Here is a 24,552-nt window from a genome sequence, read left to right on the forward strand (position 1 = left end):
CAGTCGGTGACCGATTGGCCTGTCCGGCGAGGAGGGCTACCCGCACGAGGGCCAGGTTGACTTCCTGGACAACCAGGTCGACCGCAGCACCGGCACGATCCGCGTGCGCGCATTGCTGGACAACGCCGACCGCAGCTTCACCCCGGGCCTGTTCGCCCGCGTGCAGTTGCTGGGCAGCGGCCGCTTCAAGGCCACGTTGATCGACGACAAGGCGGTGCTCACCGACCAGGACCGGAAGTACGTGTACGTGTACGTGGTCGATGGCGAAGGCAAGGCGCAGCGCCGTGATGTCACCCTCGGCCGGACTGCCGAGGGCCTGCGCATCGTCGAGCAGTGGCTGAAGACCGGCGACCGCGTCATTGTCGATGGCGTGCAGAAGGTCTTCATGCCCGGCATGCCGGTGCAGGCCAGCGACGTGGCGATGCAATCGCGTGCCAGTACCGACCCGGCGCGCGCCACCGCCCTGAACTGATCCATCCCGCCGTCGCCCCGCAGGGGGCTTCCACCCCCGCTGCCGTCCCGGGCAGCGGACGGGAGCCTGTTTGCCGGCACCGGCGGAAAACCAGGAATCCACCATGGACTTTTCCCGATTCTTCATCGACCGCCCGATCTTCGCCGCGGTGCTGTCCATCGTGATCTTCGCCGCCGGCCTGATCGCTATCCCGTTGCTGCCGGTAGGCGAGTACCCGGAAGTGGTGCCGCCCTCGGTGGTGGTGCGCACGGTGTACCCGGGCGCCAACCCCAAGGTCATCGCCGAGACCGTTGCCACGCCGCTGGAGGAAGCCATCAACGGCGTGGAGGACATGATGTACGTCAAGTCCGTCGCCGGTTCCGATGGCGTGCTGCAGCTGACCGTGACCTTCCGCCCGGGCACCGACCCGGACGAGGCGGCGGTGCGCGTGCAGAACCGCGTGGCCCAGGCGCAGGCGCGCCTGCCCGAGGACGTGCGCCGGCAGGGCGTGACCACGCAGAAGCAGTCGCCGGTGTTCCTGATGGTGGTGCACCTGACCTCCAAGGACGGCCGCTACGACTCGCTGTACCTGCGCAACTACATGCGCCTGCACATCAAGGACGAACTGGCGCGCATCCCCGGCGTGGGTGATGCCCAGCAGTTCGGCGGTGGCGACTACGCCATGCGCCTGTGGCTGGACCCGGACAAGGTGGCCGCGCGCGGCCGGTCGCCATCTGGTGGGCGCAGTTTGGCGATCCGGTGCTGGAGCAACTGGTGCAGGACGCGTTGGGGGACAACCTGGACCTGCGCATCGCCATGTCGCGGGTTGCGCAGGCGCGCGCGGTGTTCGTCGAACAACGCCTGGACCAGCTGCCGCACGTGGTGGCCGGTGGTGCCTACGACCGGCGCAAGCAGCCGGACCTGCAGGCCGGGGGGCGAACGCATCTTCAGCCAGACCTACCAGCTCGGCTTCGATGCCGGCTGGGAGCTGGACCTGTTCGGTCGCCAGCGCCGCGCCGCAGAGGCCGCACGCGCCGACCTGGGGGCAGAGCGCGAGAACCTGATCGATGCCCAGGTCACCGTGGCGGCCGAGGTCGCACGCAACTACTTCGAACTGCGCGGCAACCAGAAGCGGCTCGAGGTGGCCCGGCAGATGCTGGACAACCTGCGCGACACCCAGCAGCTGACCCAGACGCGCTGGGACCTGGGCGCCGGGACCGAGCTGGACGTGCAGGGCAGTCGCGCCCGGCTCAAGGCAATCGAGGCCGACATCCCGTTGCTCGAGGCGGCCGGGACCCAGTCCCGGCACCGTCTGGCGGTACTGCTGGGGCAGCGCCCCGGCGCGCTGGATGCCCTGCTTGAGCCGCGCGAGGTGGCGCCCTACGCCAAGACGCTGCCACTGCCGACCTGTTTCCGCGGATCAGCCTCATCGGGTTCGTCGGCTTCCTGTCCGGCGATGCCAGCGGCCTGGTCAATGGGGCCAACAAGGCCTGGGCGGTGACGCCGTCGATCAGCTGGGCCGCGTTTGATTTTGGCTCGGTCCGGGCCCGGTTGCGGGCCAGCAAGGCGCAGGCCGAGGGCGTGGCCGCCGAGTACGAGAAGGCCGTATTGCTGGCGCTGGAGGACACCGAGAACGCGTTGACCGCCTATGCCAAGCAGCAGCGGCGGCTGGGCATCGTCATCGAACAGGCGCAGGCCGCAAGGCGGGCCGAGGAGCTGGCACGGATCGGCTATCGCGAAGGAGCGGAGGACTTCCTCGCCCTGCTGGATGCACAGCGCACCCGGCTCGATTCGGAGGACGCACTGGCCCGGGCCGAGGCGGCGGTCAACACCGGCGTGGTCGCGGTCTACAAGGCGATTGGTGGCTGGGGGCAGGGCAACGGCGAGGCGCCGCCGGTGGCAATGGCCGATTGAGCCCGCGCTGGCTCAGGTCAGGTCTTCGGCAATGACGTAGCTGTTGCGGCCGCCGTTCTTGGCCAGGTACAGCGCGGTATCCGCGCGCGAGAACCAGTCCTGCCAGTGCGGCTCGCCGGCGTACATCGCCCCGCCCAGGGAAATGGTGATGCGACCGCCAGGGCCGCGCAGCGACTGGTAGACCGCCTTGCGCAGGCGTTCGGCCAAGGCGGCCAGGGCGTCGCGGTCGGGGACTTCCACCAGTGCCACGAATTCCTCGCCGCCGAAGCGGAAGGCCTGGTCGCCATCGCGCAGCTCGAAGCGCAGGATCGCGGCCAGGTCGGCCAGGGCGATGTCGCCGGCACGGTGGCCATGGAGGTCGTTGACCTCCTTGAAGTGGTCGATGTCCAGCACGATCAGCGCATGGTGGAAGCGCGACTGTCGCGGGTCATTGATCAGCTGGTCGAGGGCGTTTTCCAGCAGGCGGCGGTTGGGCAGGCCGGTCAGCGCATCGCGCAGGGCCAGCTGCTCCATGTGGGTGCGGTCGTTCTGCAGGTACCGCGACAGGTACAGGCCCAGTCCCAGGATCAGGGCGACCACCAGCAGCTCGGAGATGTGCAGCGGGCGCAGCAGCAGGCCGGGGTGGGACAGCAGGCCGGCCGTCAGCAGCAGGTTGACCGGGATGGAAACGGCGCGCTGGACGATGAAGAAGTTGGCCATCAGCACCAGGTAGGACCAGGCCAGGCCGTTCTCGCCCAGTTCCCAGGCCGCCAGCATCGCGCCCAGGGCATTGGCCACCGACAGCAGCAGGCCGGCGCGGATCGGGTTGCGCCGGCGCAGGTAGACCTTGCGCGCGGCCAGGGCGGCCAGCAAGGACGCCAGGCCCGAAAACGTGGCCACGTCCGCCCGTCCCGCAACTGCCCACGACCACGCGGCGAAGGACGCCAGGGCCAGACAGCTCACGGGAGCAATGATGCGGAGCGGAAGTAACCGCTGGGCGGCTTGCTGGGGCATTGGCCGTGCGCTGCCGAAGACATAAAAAAGGAGTGAAGGCGCAAACAATAGCAAGCCATGTGCTGAATGGGGCTTGACGCGCTGCAATATCTGCCATCTTCACGCGCCTACTGTTCGCACGAGGACGAAAGGAGTACAAATGTACTCCATGAGCGAACTCTCCCCCCGGCGCGCCGCCATCCTTGAATTCATCCGTGAGCGGGTGGCCAGCCACGGCCAGCCGCCGACCTTGGCCGAGATCGCCGAACACGGCGGTCTGGCCTCGCGCGGGGCGGCGCGCAAGCACGTGCTGGCACTGGCCGGGGCCGGCCTGGTCGAGGTGGCCGCCGGGCAGGCGCGCGGCATCCGCCCGGCCGGGATGGCGCGCGGGCAGCTGCTGCAGGTGCCGGTACTGGGCCGGGTCGCGGCGGGTGTGCCGATCGGTGCCGATGCCGGGCTGGGCGACACCCTGGCGCTGGATGCACGGCTGTTCCAGCAGCGCCCGGATTACCTGCTGCGGGTGCAGGGCGATTCGATGATCGAGGACGGCATCCTCGACGGCGACCTGGTCGCGGTACGGCGCAGCACCGAGGCCCGCGACGGGCAGATTGTGGTGGCGCGGCTGGACGGCGAACTGACCATCAAGCGCCTGTCGCGTGCCGGCAACGCGCTGCGCCTGCTGCCGCGCAACCCGGCCTATGCGCCGATCGTGGTCGAGCCGGGCCAGGAGTTCGCCATCGAAGGCGTGTTCTGCGGGCTGGTGAGGCACGGCTGATGGGCGCGGTTGTCGCCATCGATGCGTTGCTGCACGAGCGCCGGGTCTGGCGTGGGCGGCCGGCCGAGCTGCCGGGCAGCCGCCAGCCCAGTGGCCATGACGCGCTGGACCAGGCCCTGCCCAGCGGTGGCTGGCCGGAAGGTGCGCTGACCGAGGTGCTGCTTCCGGGCGAGGGCGTGGGCGAACTGCGCCTGCTGTGGCCCTCGCTGGCGCGGCTGACCCGATCCGGCGAGAAGGTGGTGCTGGTCGCGCCGCCCTACATTCCCTATGCCCCGGCCTGGCAGGCGGCCGGGCTGGACCTGCGCCAGCTGCAGGTGGTGCAGGCCCCTCAGTTGCGTGACGCGCTGTGGGCGGCCGAACAATGCCTGCGTTCGGGCAGCTGTGGCGCGGTGCTGTGCTGGCCGCAACTGTCCGACGACCGTGCGCTGCGCCGACTGCAGGTGGCCGCCGAGAGCGGGCAGACCCTGGGCTTTGCCTGCCGGCCGCTGGCAGCGGTACGCAATCCCTCGCCGGCAGCCCTGCGCATCGCCATCGATGCCAAACCCTCGCAGTTGCGGGTGCTCAAGTGCCGCGGTGGCCTGGCGCCGACGCGACCGATCCCGTTCCCCGCGGTGCAATGAGGTCCGCATGCGCTGGGCCTGCATCCTGTTGCCGCATCTGGCGCTGGACGGCGTGTTGCGTGGCTGCGCCGACCCGGCCGCACCGCGGGTCCTGCTGACCGGCCCGGTACAGCGGCGCGTCCTGCATGCGGTCAATCCGGCGGCCGCTGCGCTGGGACTGCAGCGCGGGATGTCGATGGCCACGGCCCAGGCGCTGGCCAGCAACTTCATCGCCACCGTCCATGACCCCGCCGAGGAGGCGCGCTGGCACACGCTGCTGGCGGCCTGGGCCTACCGGTTCAGTTCGCAGGTCAGCCTGCAGATGGCGCGCGCGCTGATTGTCGAGATCAAGGGCAGCCTCGGTCTGTTCGGGCCATGGCCGCGTTTCGAACAGCGCCTGCGCAGCGAACTGGGCGAGCTCGGCTTCCGCCACCGCATCGTGCTGGCGCCCAATCCGGTGGCTGCACGGGCCCTGGCCAATGTGCATGACGGCCTGGCCGTGGACGAGGCGCAACTGCCAGCCTGCCTGGCAGCCTTGCCGCTGCGGCGCTGCGGATTTGATCCAGGCGTGGCCGAGGCGCTGTCGCGGATGGGCCTGCGCTCCCTGCGCCAGGTGCTGGAGCTGCCACGCGAGGGCATTGCCCGGCGCTTCCCGCCCCAGGTGCTGCAGCACATCGACGCATTGCTGGGCGAACGTCCGTATCCACTGCAGCCGTACCGGCCGCCGGATGTGTTCGAGCAGCGCATCGAACTCGGTTACGAGGTCGAGTCCTCGCAGGCACTGCTGTTCCCGCTGCGGCGCCTGGCGCTGGACCTGGGCGCGTACCTGGCCGGTCGCGACGGCAGCGTGCAGCACTTCACCCTGCGTCTGGAGCACGAGGACCTGCCGGCCTCGGAAGTGGTGGTGGGACTGCTGGCGGCCGAGCGGGACCCGGCGCTGCTGTTCGAGATCGCCCGCAGCCGGCTGGAGCAGGTGCAGCTCCCCGCGCCGGTGCGCGCGCTGTGCCTGCATGCCGACCAGCTGCCGGCCTTCGTGCCGGTGCACCGCGAACTGTTCGAGCAGCGCCCGCAGCAGAGCATGCCGTGGGAGCAGTTGCGTGAACGCCTGCGCGCGCGCCTGGGCGAACAGGCGGTGCACGGCCTGCGTGTGCATGCCGACCATCGTCCGGAACAGGCCTGGCGCAATGAGAGTGAGGCGCGCAGGCAGCCGGTGCCGGCACCGGGAGCGACGCGCCCGGGCTGGCTGCTGCCCGAGGCCGTGCCGTGGCCCGGGGCCGAGCCGCTGATCCTGCAGGGGCCGGAACGGATCGAGAGTGGCTGGTGGGATGGGGCCGACCAGCGCCGCGACTACTACCGGGTCAGCACCCGCTTCGGCCAGCAGGCCTGGGCCTGGCGCGAGGTGGGCGGCGAGGGCGGCTTCATGCTGCAGGGCTGGTTCGGATGAGCGGCTACGCCGAACTGCATTGCCTGTCGGCCTTCAGCTTCCAGCGCGGTGCCTCGATTGCCGCCGAGCTGTTCCAGCGGGCGGCGCGGCTGGGCTACCACGCGCTGGCGATCACCGATGAGTGCACGCTGGCCGGGATCGTGCGCGCCTGGCAGGCGGCGAAGGAGGCCGGGTTGCCGCTGATCGTCGGCAGCGAGATGCGCGTCGAGCACGGGCCGAAGCTGGTGCTTCTGGTCGAGGACGTGGCCGGCTACCAGACCCTGTGCCGGCTGATCACCCAGGCGCGGCGACGCGCGGCCAAGGGCGAGTACCGGCTGCTGCGCGAAGACCTGGACACTCCGCTGGAAGGCCTGCTCGCGCTGTGGGTGCCCGATGCGGAGGCAGATGCCGACGAAGCCAATGCCGGCTGGTTGCAGCGCTGCTTCGACCAGCGGCTTTGGATCGCGGTGGAACTGCACCGCGGCGCCGATGACGGGGCGCGACTGGCCCGGCTGCAGGACCTTGGCCAACGCCATGGCCTGCCGCTGGTGGCCGCCGGCGACGTGCACATGCATGCTCGCGGCCGGCGCGCGCTGCAGGATGCGATGACCGCCATCCGCCACCGCACCACGCTGGCCGAGGCCGGCCACCTGCTGTTCCCGAACGGCGAACGCCACCTGCGTCCGCTGGCCGCGCTGCGCGAGCTGTATCCGCCGTCGTTGCTGGCCGAGACCCTGCGCATCGCCACGCGTTGCACCGGCTTCGATCTCAAGGCCGCCATCGACTACCAGTATCCGCGCGAGCTGGTGCCGGCCGGGCATACCGCGCGCAGCTGGCTGGCCGAACTGGTGGAGCAGGGCGCACGCCGGCGCTGGCCCGAAGGCACCAGCGCCGAGGCGCAGGCACTGATCGACAAGGAACTGGCGCTGATCGCCTACAAGAACTACGAGGCCTACTTCCTCACTGTGCATGACCTGGTCGCGCACGCGCGCAGCCGCGGCATCCTCTGCCAGGGGCGCGGTTCGGCGGCCAACTCGGTGGTGTGCTTCGTGCTGGGCATCACCGAGCTGGATCCGCGCCACAGCAATCTGCTGTTCGAGCGATTCATCTCAAAGGACCGCGACGAGCCGCCGGATATCGACGTGGACTTCGAGCACGAGCGGCGCGAGGAAGTGATCCAGTACGTGTTCTCGCGCTACGGCCGGCAGCGTGCGGCGCTGGCGGCGGTGGCCACGCTGTACGGCGGACGAGGCGCGCTGCGCGACATCGCCCGGGTGATGGGCCTGCCGCAGGACGCGATCGCCCGGCTGACCTCGACCGTCGGCCACTGGAGCAACGAGATGCCCCCGGCCGAGTACCTGCGCGAGCACGGCTTCGATCCGGACAGCCCGCTGATGCGGCGGATCCTGGTGCTGGCCGGGCAGCTGGTCGATTTCCCGCACTACCTGTCCCAGCATCCGGGCGGCTTCGTCATTTCCGAGCGGCCACTGCACACCATGGTGCCGGTGGAGAACGCGGCGATGGACCAGCGCACGGTGATCCAGTGGGATAAGGACGACCTGGAGGCGCTGGGGCTGCTCAAGGTCGACGTGCTGGCACTGGGCATGCTCACCGCGCTGCGCCGCACCTTCGACCTGGTCCGGCGCCACCGCGGGCTGGACTACAGCATGGCCACGCTGCCGCCGAATGATCCAAAAACCTTCGCGATGATCGCCCGTGCCGACACCATCGGCGTGTTCCAGATCGAATCGCGCGCGCAGATGGCGATGCTGCCGCGGCTGCAGCCACGCGTGTTCTACGACCTGGTGATCGAGGTGGCCATCGTCCGCCCCGGGCCGATCCAGGGCGACATGGTCCACCCCTACCTGCGCCGGCGCACCGGCGAGGAGCCGGTGAGTTATCCCTCGCCGGAACTCGAGCAGGTGCTGGAACGGACGCTGGGCGTGCCGCTGTTCCAGGAGCAGGTGATGCAGATCGCGATGGTCGCCGCCGGCTACGACGCCGGCCAGGCCGACCAGCTGCGCCGTTCGATGGCCGCGTGGAAACGCCACGGCGGGCTGGAGCACCATCGCGAGCGGCTGATCGGCGGCATGCTCGAGCGTGGTTACGAACTGGAATTTGCCGAGCGCATCTTCGAACAGATCAAGGGCTTCGGTAACTACGGCTTCCCGGAAAGCCACGCCGCCAGCTTCGCGCTGATCGCCTATGCCAGCAGCTGGCTCAAGTGCCATCACCAGGCCGAGTTCGCCTGCGCCCTGGTCAACAGCCAGCCGATGGGTTTCTACAGCGCCGACCAGCTGCTGCAGGACGCGCGCCGGCATGGCGTGTCGGTGCGCCCGCTGGACGTGCGCTACAGCGACTGGGACTGCAGTCTGGAGCCCGGGCCGGATGATCAGCTGGCGATCCGCCTGGGCCTGCGCATGCTGCGCGGGTTCCGCAGCGAGGATGCGCAGCGCATCAGCCAGGCGCGTGCGCGGCGGGCCTTCAGCGACGTGGCCGACATGTGCCACCGGGCCGGGCTCGACGCACGGGCGCAGGCCCTGCTGGCCGATGCCGGGGCACTGCGCGCGCTGGCCGGGCATCGCCATCGCGCGCGCTGGGCGATCGCCGGGGTCGAGGCGCAGCGGCCGCTGTTTGCCGGCAGTCCGGCCACGGCCGAAACGCAGGTGGCGCTGCCGCTGCCCACGCCGGGACAGGACCTGGTGGCCGACTACACCCTGCTGGGCACCACGCTGGAACGGCATCCGCTCTCGCGCCTGCGTCCCCGGCTGCAGGCCCTGCGCTGCCGCAGTTCGCGCGAACTGACGACGCTGCCTTCAGGGCGCCCGGTCAGCGTCGCCGGGCTGGTCACCGGGCGCCAGCGCCCGCAGACCGCCAGCGGCGTAACCTTCGTTACCCTCGAGGACGAGTTCGGCATGGTCAACGTGGTGGTCTGGCAGCAACTGGCCGAGCGCCAACGCCGGCCGTTCCTCGAGGCGCGGCTGATGCGCGTGGATGGGCGGCTGGAGTCGGAAAACGGAGTGGTGCACGTCGTCGCCCGGCAGTTGCACGACCTGACCCCGCTGCTGGGCAGCCTGGATGTCCGCAGCCGTGATTTCCACTGACTGCGCGACATCGACGATTCCCCACCATCAGGCCGGATGGCCTGGCCTTCAACCCAACCGGAGCAATCGAAATGGAAGCACAGCAACTGCACCGCGGACGCCTGATCGACCACCTGCAGCTGGTGGTCCGTGACCTGGATGCCAGCCGTCGTTTCTACGAGGCGGTCTGCCAGGCACTGGAAATCCCCCTGGGCGGCAGCGACGAGGGCTATTTCTGGGTGGACGAACTGTTCGTCTCCTCGGCCGACAGCCAGGCCGCACAGGGCCAGCTGACCGGTCGCCACCATCTGGCCTTCCAGGCCCGCGACGAGGCGATGGTGCAGGCCTTCCACCGGGCGGCGCTGGGCGCCGGCGGCACCGACAATGGCGCGCCGGGCCTGCGCCCCTACCATCCGGGCTACTACGGAGCCTTCGTGATCGATCCGGACGGCAACAACATCGAGGCGGTCTACCACGGCCCGGCCAAACGCAGCGCCGGCTCGGTCGAAATCACCTTCTGAATGACATGCCCGCAGCGCGCGCAGCCGCCGTCGGCCACCGGCGGCCTTGCCCCCGCTGAGGCGTGGCATGGGAGGACAGGGTGGGGCCGGCTGCTGCCGGCCCCGGTCAGGCGAGGCTGGCGGTGGCCAGTCGCTGCAGGCTGCGTAGCTGTTCGTCGTCGAGCGGGGCATTGCTGCCCAGCCGGCGGGTCACTTCGCCGATGACCGCAGCATGGGCCTCGCGCAGGACCGCATCGGCATCCTGGCTGGCATCGATCAGCTGCTTGGTCGGCAACTGCAGCTGCAGGAAGATCTCGCGGCAGCGCTGCAGGTTCTGCTCGGTCTCGAAATGGTTGGGCGCATCGCCACGCGCGCGGATGCGGCCCAGGCCGGTGGCCGGCGGCAGGTCGAGCAGCAGCAGCACGTCCGGGCGCGGCGCGAAATCGTTGGCCGCCAGCAGCTCGTCCAGCGGCAGGCCGGTGGCGCCCTGGTAGGCGACCATCGACGGGAAATAGCGGTCCAGGATGACCACGCCGCCGCGGGCCAGGGTGGGGGCGATCAGTTCTTCCACGTGCTGGCGGCGGTCACGCAGCAGGTAGTCCACTTCCTGCTCGGGCTGCAGCCGGCCGGTGGCGGCCGATTCGCGCAGCTTCATGCCCCACGGGCCGGTGGTGGGTTCCTTGCTCTGGACGACTTCGGCGCCGGCCTGGCGCAGCACGTCGGCCAGACGGTTGGCCAGCGTGGTCTTGCCGGCGCCGTCGATGCCTTCAATGGCAATCAACAGACCGCCGGGAATGAGGGAGTTCGTCATCGCGCTACTTTAACGGATAGGCCGCGGCATCGCCGGCCCGCCGCCTTCAGCAAGTCCGTGGCGACCGCAGGGCTGAACCCGCCGGCGTGATATCGGTTCGGCCATCACGAGTTCCTGACCGCACCGTACGGCAGTCTTCACGGCTGATATATCGTGCCGACCTTCCCACGGAGTCCTCATCCGCATGATTCCTTCCGCACTGCGGCCCCTGCTTGTCGCCGGGCTCATCCTCGCCGTTTCCGCCTGCTCCAGACAGGAGGAAACCGAACCGGCCGCCAGCCTGACGGTGACCCTGGTTTCGCCACAGCAGCGCAACGTGGGTCGCGACGTGGTGGCCTCCGGCGCGGTGTCGGCATGGGAGGAGGTTTCGGTCGGCGTGGAGCTGTCGGGCCTGCGCGTGGCCACCACCGAGGTGGAAGTGGGCAGCGTAGTGGCCAAGGGCGACGTGCTGCTGCGGCTGGACGCACGCACGATGGAATCGCAGCTGCTGCAGTCCGAGGCCTCGGTGGCCGAGGCCCGCACCAACCTCGATGTGGCCGAACGCAAGGCCGCACGCGTCCGCGAGCTGGCCAACGAGAAGATGGTCTCGCTGCAGGACGCCGAGGAAGCCGAAGCCGCGCGCGAGTCGGCGCGGGCGCGCCTCAACACCGCCGTTGCCAGCCGCGATGCGGCGCGCGTGCAGCGCGACTTCACCGTGGTACGCGCCCCGGTTGATGGCGTGGTCTCCGCGCGCAGCGTGCAGCCCGGCCAGGTGGTCGGCGCCGGCACCGAGCTGCTGCGGATCATCCGCGATGGTCGCCTGGAGTGGCGTGCCGAGCTGATGGAGAAGGACCTGATGCTGGTCGAGGTCGGCGCCACCGCGCTGGTGAAGTCCGACCAGGGCGAGGTCAGGGGTACCGTGCGCCGGGTCTCGCCGGCGCTGGACGAGCAGCGCCGCACCGGCACCATCTATGTCGACCTGCCTGATCCGGGCGTGCTGCGCGCCGGCATGTTCGCCCAGGGCCGGATCGTGGTCGGCGCCTCGCAGGCCTTGCTGGTACCGGGCGATGCCGTGGTCCGTCGCGACGGCCGCGCCTACGTGTTCACCATTGACGAGGACAACCGTGCCCGCGAGGTGGGCGTGGAAGTCGGCGGCACCTTCGGCGATGAGGTCGAGATCCGCGACGGGCTGGCCAGGACCGACAAGGTGGTGGCGCGTGGCGCCGGCTTCCTCGGCGACGGCGACATCGTCAAGGTGGTGGCGCCTGGCAGCGAGCCGGCAGCCAAGGGCAGGGGCAAGAGCGAGGGCGACAAGGCCGGGGCGGGGCGCTGATGAACATTTCCGCCTGGTCCATCCGCCGGCCGTTGCCGGCGATCCTGGTCTTCATCCTGCTCACCGCTGCCGGCCTGGTGGCCTTCAACAAGCTGGCGGTGTCGCAGTTCCCCGACCTCACCGTGCCGGTGGTCAACGTCACCGTGACCCTGCCCGGGGCCAGCCCCAGCACGCTGGAAACCCAGGTCACGCGCAAGGTCGAGGATGCGGTGGCCAGCATCGCCGACATCAAGAACCTGTACTCCATCGTCAACGAGGGCGTCTCGACCACGGTCATCGAGTTCGACATCAACCGCGACGGCAACCTGGCCAAGGACGAGGTGCGCGACGCCATCGATCGCGTGCGCATCGACCTGCCGGCCGACGTCGAGCCGCCGATCGTGCAGCTGATCAACATCGCCGGCGCGGACATCATCACCTTTGCCGTCACTGCCGATGGCTGGAGCGACGAGGAGCTGAGCTGGTACATCGACGATGCGATCAGCAAGCGGCTGTTCGGCATTCCCGGCGTGGGCGCGGTGCGCCGCATCGGCGGCGTGGACCGCGAGATCCGCGTGGACCTGCGCCCCGAGGCGGTGCAGGGTTTCGGCGTCAGCCCGGCGTTGCTGTCCCAGCAACTGGCCAGGATCCAGCAGGAACAGCCTGGCGGGCGCACCACGGTCGGCGGCAGCGAGCAGGCCGTGCGCACCCTGGCCACGGTGGAAAAGGCCGCCGACCTGGAAAACTACCCCATCTTCGTGCCCGACGGCCGCAGCGCGCGCCTGTCCACGCTGGCCGACGTCACCGACGGCACCGCCCAGGTGGTGCAGACCACCACCCTGGCCGGCAAGCCGGTGATTGGCTTCGCGGTGCAGCGCACCGTGGGTTCGAGCGAGGTCGACGTCGGCCTGGCCGTGCGCGAGAGCGTGCGCCAGCTGCAACGCGAGCAGCCGCGCCTGCGCATCGTCGAGGTCGGCTCGACCATCGAGGTCGCCGAGAACTCCTACGAATCGTCGATGCACATGCTCTACGAGGGCGCACTGCTGGCCGTGGCCGTGGTGTTCTGGTTCCTGCGCGACTGGCGCGCCACCTTCATCTCGGCCGTGGCCCTGCCGCTGTCCATCATCCCGACGTTTGCGGTGATGTACTGGTTCGGCTTCAGCCTCAACATGATCACGTTGCTGGCGCTGGCCGTGGTGGTCGGCATCCTGGTCGACGATGCGATCGTGGAGGTGGAGAACATCGACCGCCACCTGCGCATGGGCAAGAGCCCGCGCGATGCGGCGATGGAGGCCGCCGACGAGATCGGACTGGCGGTGATCGCGACCTCCTGCACGTTGGCCGCGGTGTTCATCCCGGTGGCGTTCATGCCGGGCATCCCCGGCAAGTTCTTCCGCGAGTTCGGCTGGACCGCCGCCGCGGCGGTGCTGTTCTCGCTGCTGGTGGCGCGCCTGATCACGCCGATGATGGCCGCCTACATGCTCAAGCCGATGCCCGAGCACAAGGGTGATTCGAAGCTGATGCAGTGGTACCTGCGCTGGGTGGACAAGGCGCTGCGCCATCGTGGCCGCACCCTGCTCATGGCGCTGGGCCTGTTCATCGCCTCGCTGGCGCTGCTGCCGATCCTCAAGGTCACCTTCATTCCGCCCACCGACGGCATCCAGAGCACGCTGCTGGTGGAGCTGCCGCCGGGCACTTCGCTGCGCACCACCCAGCAGGTGGCCGAGGAGGCGCGCCAGCGCATCGAGGACATGCCCGAGCTGCAGCACGTGTTCATTACCGCCGGCAGCGACAGCGGCTCGGCCAGTGCGGGCGACCTGTCCAGCGCCGAGGTGCGCAAGGCCACGCTGACCCTGCGCTGGAACGATGACCGCGACCGCACCCAGTACGAACTGGAAGGCGAGATCCGCGACCGGCTCAAGGACATGCCGGGCGTGCGCCTGAGCTTCCAGGGTGGCGAGCCGGGCCGCGCGATGCAGCTGGTGCTCGCCGGCGACGATCCGCTCAAGCTGGCCGAGTCCGCGCGCCAGGTGGAACGCGAGATCCGCCAGCTGCCGGGCCTGGGCACGGTCAGTTCCTCGGCCTCGCTGGTGCGTCCGGAAGTGATCGTGCGCCCGGATGCGGCCCGCGCGGCCGACCTGGGCGTATCCACCGCCGACATCGCCGCGGCCACCCGTGTCGCCACCCGCGGCGATTACGAACAGTTCCTGGCCAAGCTCAACCTGCCCGAACGGCAGGTGCCGATCCGCGTCCAGCTGGCCGAATCGGCCCTGTCCGATCCGGCCCTGCTGGGCCAGTTGCGGGTACCCACCGCCAGCGGTGGCAGCGTGCCGCTGGCGGCGGTGGCCGATATCGAGATCGCCAGCGGTCCGTCGCAGATCGACCGCTACGACCGCCGTCGCAACGTCACCATCACCATCGACCTCAACGGCCGGGCGATGGGCGAGGTCGAGAAGGAGATCCAGAAGCTGCCCTCGCTCAACAACCTGCCGGACGGCGTCGAGCAGCAGGCCGCCGGTGACAGCGAGGTGTTCCAGGAGATGTTCGGCGGCTTTGCGATGGCGATGGTGGCCGGCATCTTCTGCGTCTACGGCGTGCTGTTGCTGCTGTTCAACCACGCCAGCCAGCCGATCACCATCCTGGTGGCGGTGCCGCTGGCCGCCGGCGGTGCGTTCGGCGCGTTGCTGCTGACCGGCATGGACATCTCGCTGTCGGTGTTGATCGGCCTGATCCTGCTGATCGGCATCGCGGTGAAGAACTCGATCCTGCTGGTGGACTACGCGGTGATCGCGCAGGAAGAGCTGGGCATGTCGCGCCACGAGGCGCTGATGGACGCCTGCCACAAGCGCGCGCGGCCGGTGATCATGACCACCCTGGCAATGGGCGCGGGCATGCTGCCGATCGCGCTGGGCTTCACTGCAGATTCCAGTTTCCGCGCGCCGATGGCGGTGGCCGTGATCGGCGGCCTGATCACCTCCACCGTCCTCAGCCTGGTAGTGGTGCCGGCCACCTTCACCCTGGTCGATGATGCCGAGGCCTGGCTGCTGCGCAAGCTGCGGCGGCAGCAGCCTACGGAGGCGTGATCAGCGAGACGGGGGGCCATCGGCCGCCCGTTTCCTTTGCGGTGCGGGATCGTCTGCCCGGTCGGTTGATGCACGGCCCTGCCTGCCGGGCAGCGTGCCGCAGTTCTCAGTCCATGCGAATGCCCGGTGCTAGCCTCCGCCCATTCCCGCCCGCCCTGGCCGGGGACATGTCCGCTGCACGTTGACCGAAGGCGGAGCACGCTGCTGCGCAGACGGCCACGTTGCGGGCAATGGAGGGATCCCTGATGAGCAACATGTCGTGGGTCACGAGCTGGGAGAAGTGGCGCGAGGCGATGGGGCCCCGTGGCAGCCGCCAGCGTGCCCGGGTGATGGACTACCTGAAGTCGCACCCGGCCATCCTGTACTGGGGCGATTCCTGGTTCAGCACGCCGCTGTACCTCAACCTGGCCCGTCAGAGCTGCCTGCGCATCAACGGCATGGGCATGATTGTCGGCAAGCCGGGTGCCGAGGCCGCCGAGCTGTTCGGCAAGGACGACGTCAAGCGCATGGTCGCCCGGCTCAAGGCTTCCCCGTTCGACCTGCTGTGCCTGAGCGCCGGCGGCAACGATTGCCTGGACGACCGCCTGGCGCAGGTGTTCCAGCGATGGCAGGGCAGGGGCGTGGCCCGGATCAGCGCCGCCGAGGCGTACCAGCGGCTGTCCGATTCGGGTGCGTTTGCGCGGGTGCACGCTGCTTTTGCGGGCCTGCTGGACGCACTGGCGCCACTGCGCCAGGAGCGGCCGGCGTTGCGCGTGGTCGGCCACCCCTATGTGCCGATCCACCGCATCGGCGTCGCCGCCGATCTGACCGTGCCCAACATCGGCCTGATCGCCTGGCTCAAGGACGATGTCGGCCCGTGGATGTGGAACCGCATGCAGTGGGTGCTGGCCGACAAGGCCGAGGGCAAGCGCTTTGCCGACCTGATCCTGGTCGAGGGCTTCGGCCGCGGCGTGCTGCAGAAGCTGGCAGGTGAGTATCCCGGTTTCTTTTCGGTAGTCGATTTCGCTGGCGTCACCGGCATCGACCAGGACAGCTTCTGGAACGACGAGATCCATCCCACCGAACAGGGCTTCCTGCAGCTGTCCCGGCCGTTCAACCAGCACCTGCGCGACCAGCTTCCCGCTGCCAAGCGCGCGGCGGTCGGCTAGCAGGCGCGCTCTGTTGATCCTTCCATCCCGGAGTCGCCCGTGACCCACCCGGAAGAAGAACGCCTGTCCACCGAGCAGCAGGTCCGTGCCGCGATCGAAGCCGAGCGCGCCCGTTACATCGACCCACGCCGGGCGCGGGCAGGGATTGCCGGCGACACCCGGGGCACCTGGGGCCTGGCGTTGTCCGGTGGCGGTATCCGCAGTGCCACGTTCTGCCTGGGCCTGGTGCGTGGCCTGGCCCGCAATCGCGTGCTGAAGGAATTCGATTACCTGTCCACGGTCTCCGGCGGCGGCTACCTTGGCGCCAGCCTGGGACGGCTGTACCGCGAGAAGGACACTGCCGGACAGGTGGAGGAGAACGTCGCCCGCGACGATTCCATGTGGCTGTGGTGGCTGCGCAACAACGGCCGCTATCTCACCCCCGGCAGGTATGAAGGACCTGGGTTTTGCTGCCGCCTCGATCGTGCGCGGCATCATCGCCACCCACCTGGAGATCGGCGTGCTGATCCTGCTGGCCGCTGGCGTGGTGCTGCTGCCGCACGTGCTGGTGTCGCTGGATCCGCCGCGGCCGTTCGCATTCTGGCTCGGGCTGGAGCGGGACGTGGCACTGGGGCGGGGCTGGTGGAGCCTGGAATTCGCCGGGCTGGCCTCCTCGTTCTGGTGGTGGCTGCTGGTGGTGCCGTTTTTCCTGGCCGTGCACCAGATGGTTGGTTACTGGTACACGCGCGATCGCCACACCATCGTCAGCTTCGGGGTGGTCACGCTGTCGGCGGCACTCGCGGCCTGGGGGGCGTGGGCGTTGTTCAGTGCCGCCCGCGAGCTGTACGTCACCGGCTTCAACCGCCTGGACGAGGAGGGTGCGGCGCAGAAGATCGTCTTCCTGTCCGGTGCCGGGCTGATGCTGCTGGCACCGGTGACGGCATGGGCCGCCACCCTGCTGGACTGGTGGCGCGGCCCGGCGACAGGCGAGTTGAGGTTGCGGCGGACCAAACGTCTTTCCTTCGCGATGTGGGCGGTCGTGGTCGTGGCCGCCATCGCCTTGCTGGATACCCTGGCCTGGTGGCTGACCGCCCGCTTCTGGGAGAGCAGCGCCGGCCGTTTCCCGCTGGGCCAGGCCGCGGTTATCGGCCTGGTGCTGGCCGCCGCCCGCTTCGCGTTGCCGGCAGTCGCCTGGTCCGCGGACAGCCACCATGGGCTGGGCAGGGCGGGGAACAGTCATGCGCATCGAGGAAATGATCGCCGCGGTACAGGCCCAGCTGGGCGTGGAGGTCGACGGCAAGGCCGGGCCACAGACCTGGGGCGCGATCTACGCGCGGATCGTGGGCAGGAAGATCGACGGGCTCAGGCCGGCCGAGGCGATCTCGCCGGTGGATGCCCGCAGCGAGAAGGTCATCGCCACGCTGTTGCCGGAAGTGCAGCCAATGGCCCGCGCCCTGGTGCAGAAGGCCGCGGCCGTGGGGATCAGCATCAAGGTGATCAGCGGGCTGCGTACCTATGCCGAGCAGGATGCGATCTACGCCAAGGGCCGAGCCGCACCCGGCACGATCGTCACCAACGCCCGCGGCGGTTACTCCAACCACAACTTCGGCATCGCCTTCGACATCGGCGTGTTCGAGTCCGGCCGCTACCTGCCCGATTCGCCCAAGTACAAGGCGGTGGGCGCGCTCGGCGTGGACATGGGGCTGGAGTGGGGCGGCAACTGGAAGAGCATCGTGGACCAGCCGCACTTCCAGCTCCGTCCGGCCTGGGCAGCAGGGCTGCCCGAGCGGCAGATGCTGGCCGCGCTTCGCGACCGTCGCGCACAGGGGCAGGTTTTTTTCACCTGAGCTCGGTTCCGGTGCCGGCGACTTGAAGCCCAGCTGAGCCCTCGCACGATTTCCCTTGTGGGGCGCGGTCGGCACCCCTACACTGTGCCGGTCAGCGTTTTACAAGAGTTTCCCCGGGGGTGCATTGGTTTCGACGGGGGTTGTGAAGTCGCTTGGCGCATGCCGAGGGGGTAGCTTTCCTCGTAAATCCAGCTGCAAAACTCATAGTTGCCAACGACGACAACTACGCTCTGGCCGCTTAAGGCCTAAGCCCCGAAACAGCTTGTGTCCGTGCTCGCTGCGTAGGGTCATCATCACGGAATCGCATGGGGTGGCTGCCCGCCAGCCTCAAGCTAGATAAAGCGGGCTGGTTCCGGGATGCGCTTTGCACGCCGTGCTGTTCCGGGACGAGATTCAACGGCGAGCTAAGCATGTAGTGCCGGGGATGGAGTGCCTTCGGACGGCGGTTCAATTCCGCCCACCTCCACCAATAACGAAACCCCAACCGTTCTCGGTTGGGGTTTTTTCTGACCTGCCCCCACTGAGCCGTACCACGTGAAGCTGTAAAGTCCGTCAACCCGAGAGGACGGACATGCGCAAGAGTCGCTTCACCACCGAACAGATCATCGGATTCATCAAGCAGGCCGAGGCCGGCATGGCAGTCGCGGAACTGGGCCGCCAGCACGGCTTCAGCCCCGCCAGCTTCTACGCCTGGCGGGCCAAGTACGGCGGCATGGAGGCCGAGGACGCCAAGTGCCTGAAGGAGCTGGAAGCCGAGAACAACCGGCTCAAGCGGTTGCTGGCCGACGCCCATTTGGACATCGAGGCGCTGAAGATCGGCTTCGGGGTAAAACGCTAGCCCCGCAACGCAAGCGCGAGGCAGTCCGACGCATGCTCGACCAGACGGTGTTGAGCGAGCGCCGGGCTTGCCGCCTTGCGGGGCTGTCCCGCGATGCCTTCCGCCACCCGCCCGTGCCGACGCCTGCCTCCCAGGCACTGTCGGCACGGATCATCGAACTGGCCCAGATCCGCCGCAGGTTCGGCTATCGCCGCCTGCACGACCTGCTGCGCCCGGAGTTCCCAGACGTGAACCACAAGAAGGTCTATCGGCTCTACAGCGAGGCCAGCCTCGCCGTGCGCCGACGCAAGAAGGCCAAGCGCCCCCCGCTTGAGCGACAGCCTCTGGCGATCGCTACGGCACCCAACCAGGTCTGGAGCATGGACTTCGTCAGCGACGCCCTGGCCAACGCCCGGCGGCTCAAGTGCCTGACCGTGGCCGACGACTTCACCCACGAGTGCGTGGACATCACGGTTGACCATGGCATGGGCGGCGCCTACGTCGTCCGGGTCCTCGACCAGGCCGCCTGCTTCCGGGGCTACCCGCGGGCCGTACGCACGGACAACGGCCCCGAGTTCACCAGCCGGGCCTTCATCGCATGGACGCAACGCCACGGCATCGAGCACCTGTTGATCGAGCCGGGCAGGCCCATGCAGAACGGCTACATCGAGAGCTTCAACGGCAAGTTCAGGGACGAGTGCCTCAACGAACACTGGTTCACCTCGCTCGCCCAAGCCCGCCAGGTCATCGCCGACTGGCGACGCGACTACAACCAGGTGCGACCACACAGCAGCTGCGGTCGAATCCCGCCTGCCCAGTTCGCTGCCAACCACCGAGCACAACAAGCCGACAACGCAGTAACCTTCAACCCCGGGCTTTATCAGTAATCACTGGTATGGCCAGTGGGGGCAGGTCACTGGCGAAATGACTTGCTGCTGATCGCTCTCATCCTCTTCAGCATCGCCAGGATCAGCTCCGTCCGCAACAACCGCCGCCGCTTTACCCATAGCCCGTTCGACCAGTTTGACCAGGGCGGCCTTTCTGCTCTTGTAGAAGCTGTCGAAGTCGTCCGCTCGGAGCGCGGTCGTATCGATGAGGTGCGACCCGACAATGGCATTCATCTGGGCGTCTGCAAGCTGAACCTGCGTATGAGCCTGCAATTTTGACAAATAGATCGATGGCGCATGCCCGCCGATCATCCGGTTTGCCTTGTAGGAAATCGGGGTTTTGTTGACGACCGTGTTGTAGACAGCGCGCTTAATGCCGTTCTTCTCACACCAGTCCTGCGGAAAGATGTGATGAATATCCAGCGCAAGCTCCTCGTCGTCGAGTTCCTGGATCTTTGCCTTCCAGAAGAAGTCTTGCGCGCCCTCACGAAGTACCAGCACATTCAGGCCTTTGTACGCGGCGGACAGGCGCGACGTCATCGTGTCTAGGCGGTCGGGGCTAAATGCCGCATCTGCAATGGTTCGCGGTATTGCGTCGTCACTGTCGATCCACTGCAATAGATCCTCGACGTCGTTCGCGATTCGGGTCTCGATGGCGCTGCCGTAGAGTTCGCCGAGAACGCCACTCCAGTACCAGTGAGAGAGTTTCTGGTAAATGCGCGGCTCAAGCCAGCGTTCGCGCAGGTGCGCGAGTACCGAGGCGAGAGGAGCCAGTTGAGTTCGATAGGGCAGCTCACGCGGGGTTTTCACACATTCCTTGCGCAAAAACTTGGCCGCGAGAAGGAAGCCCGCTTCGACTTCGTCTGCCCATTTGGAATACGCGCTCAAAGGCATCGCAAGTATCGAGACGCGCTTTGCACTCACCGGCTGTACGGACTTTCCGGTTTTCCCCGAAGCCACATCGGCGCGGCGCAACTCCAGCGTGTGCAACATCGATACGGCCTGCAGGAAGTCTGTGGACTCCACCTGTGACAGCAGTGCCTCTTTGCACAAGCGCTGATACCGGCCCGAGACATTTCGGGTGGCGTTTCCGTGCCAGTCATCACGCAGGTTAAAGCCGTCAGCCGCATAGGTCGCCGTGACGAGCTCGAACACGTTGAGGGGGACGCCGCCGGTGTTTACCTTCTCGAAGACCAGGCAAACGGCTTCCTTCGTCGTGGCTTTACCCAACTGGATCACAGGTAGCTGGTAGTTGCGGAAGGCATTCAGTACCTGTCGACGGAATTGCATGTACAGGCCGAATTTTTCGGGAGCGTACTCTTGCAGAGCTTCTTCCCATGCATCCGAGTTCAGGATCTGATCGCACGGAAAGTAGAGCTGCTCGCACTCCTTCTGCGTTGTACTCAAATCAAGATCGATCTGCCTGCCAAAATTGGAGCGTTTGATCTTGTCTTCTTCAATGGCCTCAATGGCATCCTCCAAGCGGTCTCCGCCTTCCAGCGCCACTTCGATGTTCCAGTAGTAGTGGCGTCGAATGGGCTTGCCTTTCTCTGTGCGGGTCTTTACCGCATCCTTCGTGGCCAGGACTTGCGTCAAGGTGGTCAGGCGTTGTTGCCCGTCGAGAATCAGCAGCTCCGCATCCAAGGCACCTGAGGGTAGCGAAACTCCTTCTATAGGTCGAACCTGGAACTTGGCCTCGCCGCCGGTCTCAAGGAGCATGACCGCCCCAACCGGAAATGACCTGGCGATGCTCACCAGCAGACTGCGAATGTGCTGGTCATCCCACACCCATCCACGCTGGAAATCCGGCAACTGAATCTTCGCCTTGACGATGTCGGAAAGAATCTCTGGCAATAGGCGCTTGGTGCTGTCGAAAGTGCTCATCGTCTTGCCTGCGTTTTTATTTCACGATTTCCATCAATCTGCCGAAGCTGTCCACCACGTCGTATTTGACGTTTTCCGGGGCGAAACGGCGGTTCATCTCATCGAAGAACTTGCGGGCGCATTTGATCTTGGTTTTCTCGATCTCGCGCAGATCCATCGAGGACATCGATCCTTTGGTTTCTGCGACGAAGTAGATGTGCTTCACCGCGCCTTCCTTGAACGAGATGGCCCAGTCGGGGTTGTAGTCACCGACCGGGGTTGGGATCAGAAAACCACGCGGCAGCTTGGCGTACACCACTACTTCAGCGCTTGATTCCAACGCCTCTGCAAAATCACGCTCCGGCTTCGAGCCTGAATCAGGCAGCACGAAATCGTAAATGTGGTGCTTGGGCGTTTTGACCGCATTGCTGAAGTCCTGCTTGGTTTGCCCGGTAGTGAAGATGTCCAGATCGAACTTGTCCTCGACCGGGTCATAGGCCAAGTGTTCGATGATTACGGTAGCCTTCTGCTCGTTGATCAGGCGTATCGCCTCGGCAATGAAGCTCTCTGGGTTGGTCTTGAACTGTGCGAATACAGCGGTGTTGAGCCCCTTGAGGATCTCGGTCACCGTACGCCGTGTCAGCTGGGTGCCTTCTGCAAGTTTGCCGATCAGGTCATACTTGACCCCTGAGTGGATTGAAACGCGGTTGGTTTCTGTCTCTGTGACCTTCAGCTCGAACGCATTGCCCGCCTTGATACCGTCATAGGTCACGGCGGCAGCCTGTTCACCGTGCTGGATTGTGTATTGCAGCGGAGTGACGCGCAGACTGGCATCCAACTCTTTGACCGCCTTCTGCACCAGTTCGTCGGAATCGAAGTCGACACTGTATGCCGCCTTTCGGTTGATCCGATTCCAGAGTTCCTTGAACTCCTGCCTTTCGAAGTTTGCGTTGAGCGGGTTCTTCTTGGGCTTGCGGTCGTCGCCAATTTCGGGCAACTGGCTCTCGCTGAAGACACTGTCAATCAGTTTGAACACCTGCTCGGCATGTGGTGCCAGCTCGGGGGGCAGCGCAGCCAGCGTACCGTCATTCTTCGCCTCGTGGTACACGGTGGTGATGCGATCTGCGTCGTCGGTGTAGTCATGCTTGAGCAGGTACTTGTAGATCTGCTTGGCGAGCTGCGGTGTGACCTCGACGTCTCCAGACTCCGTCTTCAGCACCTTGCCGGTGAAGTAGGCCTCATCCGCCAAGCGCGGACGCGCCGACAGCGACTCGCTGATGTCCTTCTGCAGCGCTGCTACGAAGTCCTTGTAGCTCTCGCTGGCCACCACAGTCAGCACGTTCACTTCGTGTACCGTGGCCGGGTGATCCATCCTGTCACCGCTTTGGTTGACGGATAGTCGCAAGCCACGTCCCACTTCCTGGCGGCGGGAAATCGTGTTGTCACTGTGCTTGAGCGCGCAGATCACAAACACGTTCGGGTTGTCCCATCCTTCACGCAGGGCAGAGTGCGAGAAGATGAAGCGCACGGGCTCTACGAACGACAGCAACCGCTCCTTGTCCTTCAGGATCAGGTCGTAGGCGTCTACGTCGTCAGAAAGTCCCGCGTTCTCGCCACGCGCTGCGACCGTTGGGTCGGCCAGCCGTTTGCTCTTCTTGTCTATGGAGAAGTAGCCGCTGTGCGTTTTGTCGGCAGAAATCCCTTTGAGGTATTTGACGTACGGCGTCTCATCCAGCTCCAGCACCTCGTTGAGGTAGAGCTGGTACTCCTCCTCGAAGATGCGGGCGTACTCACCTTTTTCGTCGGGCTGCGAATAGTCGCGGTACTTGACCACTTCGTCGATGAAGTAAAGCGTGAGAACCTTCACACCCTGCCGGAACAGCGCCTGTTCCTTGTCGAAGTGCGCCTTGATTGCCTCGCGGATCTGTATGCGGCGCAGCGCGGCCTCTGTCACATCACCGGTCGCATCCCCGACGGTGAGCTCAATGCCATTGGTGAAGCTCAGGGTGTCGGAGTTGGCGTTGATGTCGGCCACGACAAAGCCGTCCCGATACTGATCGAGTCCGTTCGACAGATCGAACAAGTTGTCGCCTTTTGAGAGCTTCCTGACCACCCGCTTGATGTTCCCGCCCGCCAATTTCTGCTCGAACTCCACGCGCGCCTCTGGCGGCTTCTTGCTCGAGATCTCGATGGACTGCAGGTACAGATAGCCCGCCGTGCCCGCCAGCCCCTTGACCGCGATGCCGCGTACCGCGATCTTCTTCACCAGCTTCTGGTTGTAGGCGTCCAGCGCATCGAGGCGGTGAATCTTGTTGTGCGTAGTCTTGTGGGTTGCCGAGTAGCGCAACACCATCAGCGCCTTGAACTCCTCCAGCGACTTCAGCGTCGCCGCGCCTTCCATCTTCTGCGGCTCATCCAGGATCAGGATGGGGCGGTTGGCGCTGATCACGTCGATGGGTTTGCGCGACTGGAAATCGTCCAGCACGTCATAAATGCGGCGGTTGTCGGCTCCGCGTGCGGCGAAGGCCTGCACGTTGATCACCATCACATTGATGCCCGCGTCAGACGAGAAGCTCTCTAGGTGGTGCAGCTGCTTGGAGTTGTAGATGAAGAAACGCGCCTTCTTCTGGTAGGTCTCCAGGAAGTGGTCTGCAGTGATCTGCAGCGACTTGGCCACACCCTCGCGGATGGCAATGCTCGGCACCACGATGATGAACTTGCTCCAGCCGTACTGCTTGTTCAGCTCAAAAATCGTCTTGATGTAGCAATAGGTCTTGCCGGTGCCGGTTTCCATCTCGATGTCGAGATTGATCTTGGCCACCTTGGTCTTGACCAGCGTATCCGACAGGGGCAGGTTCTGTGCTCGTTGTACGTCGTGGATGTTGGCGAGCAGGGTCGAATGAGACAGCGAAAGGTCGGCGTTCTTGAAACCAGCCTCGGAAAACAGGCTTTCCATTCTGCTCTTTGCCTTGCCGGGGTCGATGCGATAACTCATGGCTTCAGCGGATGCCAAGGGCTGGCCCTTGAAGCATTCGATGACCGCCTGTACCGCTGCTGTCTGGTAGGCCTGTGTTTTGAACTTCAGTTTCATGGTTTTTCCCTAGGACAG

Annotated in this window: 15 protein-coding genes, 1 other RNA gene and 3 pseudogenes; 14 read left to right on the forward strand and 5 right to left on the reverse strand. The window is 66.6% G+C overall.

All coding sequences use genetic code 11. From position 1 onward, the window contains the following. Window positions 1–13: 13 nt before the first annotated feature. The 3 pseudogenes from LG380_RS03345 to LG380_RS15880 all read left to right on the forward strand — a co-directional run. A pseudogene (locus LG380_RS03345) lies at window positions 14–472 on the forward strand (efflux RND transporter periplasmic adaptor subunit); the annotation flags it as partial. Between the two features lie 103 nt (window positions 473–575). After that, a pseudogene (locus LG380_RS03350) lies at window positions 576–1,187 on the forward strand (efflux RND transporter permease subunit); the annotation flags it as partial. After that, window positions 1,175–2,365, forward strand: a pseudogene (locus LG380_RS15880) (TolC family protein); the annotation flags it as partial. The pseudogenes LG380_RS03350 and LG380_RS15880, both read left to right, overlap by 13 nt. Window positions 2,366–2,377: 12 nt before the next feature. Here the strand turns inward: LG380_RS15880 and LG380_RS03365 are convergent. Continuing rightward, complete coding sequence (locus LG380_RS03365; RefSeq protein ID WP_225763606.1) at window positions 2,378–3,244, reverse strand: GGDEF domain-containing protein; 867 nt, start codon at window positions 3,242–3,244, stop codon at window positions 2,378–2,380. A gap of 262 nt (window positions 3,245–3,506) precedes the next feature. On the opposite strand from LG380_RS03365, the gene lexA reads away from it, so the two are divergent. From lexA to LG380_RS03390, 5 genes are all read left to right on the forward strand, one after another. Beyond that, window positions 3,507–4,112, forward strand: a complete 606-nt coding sequence (gene lexA, locus LG380_RS03370) for a transcriptional repressor LexA (RefSeq protein WP_225763607.1) — start codon at window positions 3,507–3,509, stop codon at window positions 4,110–4,112. Further along, on the forward strand, window positions 4,112–4,732 hold the full coding sequence (gene imuA, locus LG380_RS03375) for a translesion DNA synthesis-associated protein ImuA (protein ID WP_225763608.1): 621 nt from the start codon (window positions 4,112–4,114) through the stop codon (window positions 4,730–4,732). Before lexA ends, imuA begins: the two co-directional genes overlap by 1 nt. 7 nt (window positions 4,733–4,739) lie before the next feature. After that, a complete protein-coding gene (locus LG380_RS03380; RefSeq protein WP_225763609.1) occupies window positions 4,740–6,155 on the forward strand; it encodes a DNA polymerase Y family protein in 1,416 nt (471 codons plus the stop codon). Beyond that, a complete protein-coding gene (locus tag LG380_RS03385; protein WP_225763610.1) occupies window positions 6,152–9,238 on the forward strand; it encodes an error-prone DNA polymerase in 3,087 nt (1,028 codons plus the stop codon). The genes LG380_RS03380 and LG380_RS03385 overlap by 4 nt, the downstream gene beginning before the upstream one ends. Before the next feature lie 71 nt (window positions 9,239–9,309). Next, window positions 9,310–9,738, forward strand: a complete 429-nt coding sequence (locus LG380_RS03390) for a VOC family protein (protein WP_225763611.1) — start codon at window positions 9,310–9,312, stop codon at window positions 9,736–9,738. Between the two features lie 106 nt (window positions 9,739–9,844). Here the strand turns inward: LG380_RS03390 and tmk are convergent, their stop codons facing one another. Beyond that, entirely contained in the window at window positions 9,845–10,528 is a 684-nt protein-coding gene (tmk, locus tag LG380_RS03395) for a dTMP kinase (RefSeq protein WP_225763612.1), read from the reverse strand. Between the two features lie 184 nt (window positions 10,529–10,712). Here tmk and LG380_RS03400 point away from each other — a divergent pair, with 184 nt between their 5' ends. The 3 genes from LG380_RS03400 (at window position 10,713) to LG380_RS03410 (ending at window position 16,050) form a co-directional block, all read left to right on the forward strand. Further along, complete coding sequence (locus LG380_RS03400) at window positions 10,713–11,840, forward strand: efflux RND transporter periplasmic adaptor subunit (RefSeq protein ID WP_225763613.1); 1,128 nt, start codon at window positions 10,713–10,715, stop codon at window positions 11,838–11,840. After that, window positions 11,840–14,902 carry an efflux RND transporter permease subunit gene (locus LG380_RS03405; RefSeq protein WP_225763614.1) on the forward strand — a complete coding sequence of 1,021 codons (3,063 nt, stop codon included), beginning with the start codon at window positions 11,840–11,842 and terminating at the stop codon, window positions 14,900–14,902. The genes LG380_RS03400 and LG380_RS03405 overlap by 1 nt, the downstream gene beginning before the upstream one ends. A gap of 245 nt (window positions 14,903–15,147) precedes the next feature. Then, a complete protein-coding gene (locus LG380_RS03410) occupies window positions 15,148–16,050 on the forward strand; it encodes a hypothetical protein (protein WP_225763615.1) in 903 nt (300 codons plus the stop codon). Window positions 16,051–16,761: 711 nt separating this feature from the next. Here the strand turns inward: LG380_RS03410 and LG380_RS03420 are convergent. Next, entirely contained in the window at window positions 16,762–17,040 is a 279-nt protein-coding gene (locus LG380_RS03420; protein WP_225766680.1) for a hypothetical protein, read from the reverse strand. Between the two features lie 227 nt (window positions 17,041–17,267). Here LG380_RS03420 and LG380_RS03425 point away from each other — a divergent pair, with 227 nt between their 5' ends. From LG380_RS03425 to LG380_RS03435, 3 genes are all read left to right on the forward strand, one after another. Then, window positions 17,268–17,876 (forward strand): M15 family metallopeptidase, encoded by a 609-nt coding sequence (locus LG380_RS03425; protein ID WP_225763616.1) that lies wholly within the window; start codon window positions 17,268–17,270, stop codon window positions 17,874–17,876. Between the two features lie 115 nt (window positions 17,877–17,991). Then, window positions 17,992–18,345, forward strand: a transfer-messenger RNA (tmRNA) gene (gene ssrA, locus LG380_RS03430). A 102-nt stretch (window positions 18,346–18,447) separates the two neighbouring features. Continuing rightward, window positions 18,448–19,580 (forward strand): IS3 family transposase gene (locus tag LG380_RS03435; RefSeq protein ID WP_225763617.1). Its coding sequence is split into 2 segments (ribosomal slippage): window positions 18,448–18,703 and window positions 18,703–19,580, totalling 1,134 coding nucleotides; the frame shifts between segments, so codons are not numbered across the junction. On the opposite strand, the gene LG380_RS03440 is transcribed toward LG380_RS03435, so the two are convergent. Both LG380_RS03440 and LG380_RS03445 read right to left on the reverse strand, forming a co-directional pair. Next, window positions 19,581–21,464, reverse strand: coding sequence for a DUF262 domain-containing protein (locus tag LG380_RS03440; protein WP_225763618.1), 1,884 nt, complete (start codon window positions 21,462–21,464; stop codon window positions 19,581–19,583). A 16-nt stretch (window positions 21,465–21,480) separates the two neighbouring features. Further along, window positions 21,481–24,534, reverse strand: coding sequence for a DEAD/DEAH box helicase family protein (locus LG380_RS03445; RefSeq protein ID WP_225763619.1), 3,054 nt, complete (start codon window positions 24,532–24,534; stop codon window positions 21,481–21,483). Between the last annotated feature and the right edge of the window lie 18 nt (window positions 24,535–24,552).

The organism is Stenotrophomonas sp. Marseille-Q4652 (assembly GCF_916618915.1).
In the GTDB taxonomy this organism is placed as follows: domain Bacteria; phylum Pseudomonadota; class Gammaproteobacteria; order Xanthomonadales; family Xanthomonadaceae; genus Stenotrophomonas.

Bases quoted from the DNA above. Each gene is read 5' to 3' on its own strand.
- imuA (WP_225763608.1), top strand. From the start codon at position 4,112: ATGGGCGCGGTTGTCGCCATCGATGCGTTGCTGCACGAGCGCCGGGTC.
- LG380_RS03445 (WP_225763619.1), bottom strand. From the start codon at position 24,534: ATGAAACTGAAGTTCAAAACACAGGCCTACCAGACAGCAGCGGTACAG.
- LG380_RS03400 (WP_225763613.1), top strand. From the start codon at position 10,713: ATGATTCCTTCCGCACTGCGGCCCCTGCTTGTCGCCGGGCTCATCCTC.
- LG380_RS03425 (WP_225763616.1), top strand. From the start codon at position 17,268: ATGCGCATCGAGGAAATGATCGCCGCGGTACAGGCCCAGCTGGGCGTG.
- LG380_RS03405 (WP_225763614.1), top strand. From the start codon at position 11,840: ATGAACATTTCCGCCTGGTCCATCCGCCGGCCGTTGCCGGCGATCCTG.
- LG380_RS03440 (WP_225763618.1), bottom strand. From the start codon at position 21,464: ATGAGCACTTTCGACAGCACCAAGCGCCTATTGCCAGAGATTCTTTCC.
- tmk (WP_225763612.1), bottom strand. From the start codon at position 10,528: ATGACGAACTCCCTCATTCCCGGCGGTCTGTTGATTGCCATTGAAGGC.
- lexA (WP_225763607.1), top strand. From the start codon at position 3,507: ATGAGCGAACTCTCCCCCCGGCGCGCCGCCATCCTTGAATTCATCCGT.
- LG380_RS03390 (WP_225763611.1), top strand. From the start codon at position 9,310: ATGGAAGCACAGCAACTGCACCGCGGACGCCTGATCGACCACCTGCAG.
- LG380_RS03385 (WP_225763610.1), top strand. From the start codon at position 6,152: ATGAGCGGCTACGCCGAACTGCATTGCCTGTCGGCCTTCAGCTTCCAG.
- LG380_RS03380 (WP_225763609.1), top strand. From the start codon at position 4,740: ATGCGCTGGGCCTGCATCCTGTTGCCGCATCTGGCGCTGGACGGCGTG.
- LG380_RS03410 (WP_225763615.1), top strand. From the start codon at position 15,148: ATGAGCAACATGTCGTGGGTCACGAGCTGGGAGAAGTGGCGCGAGGCG.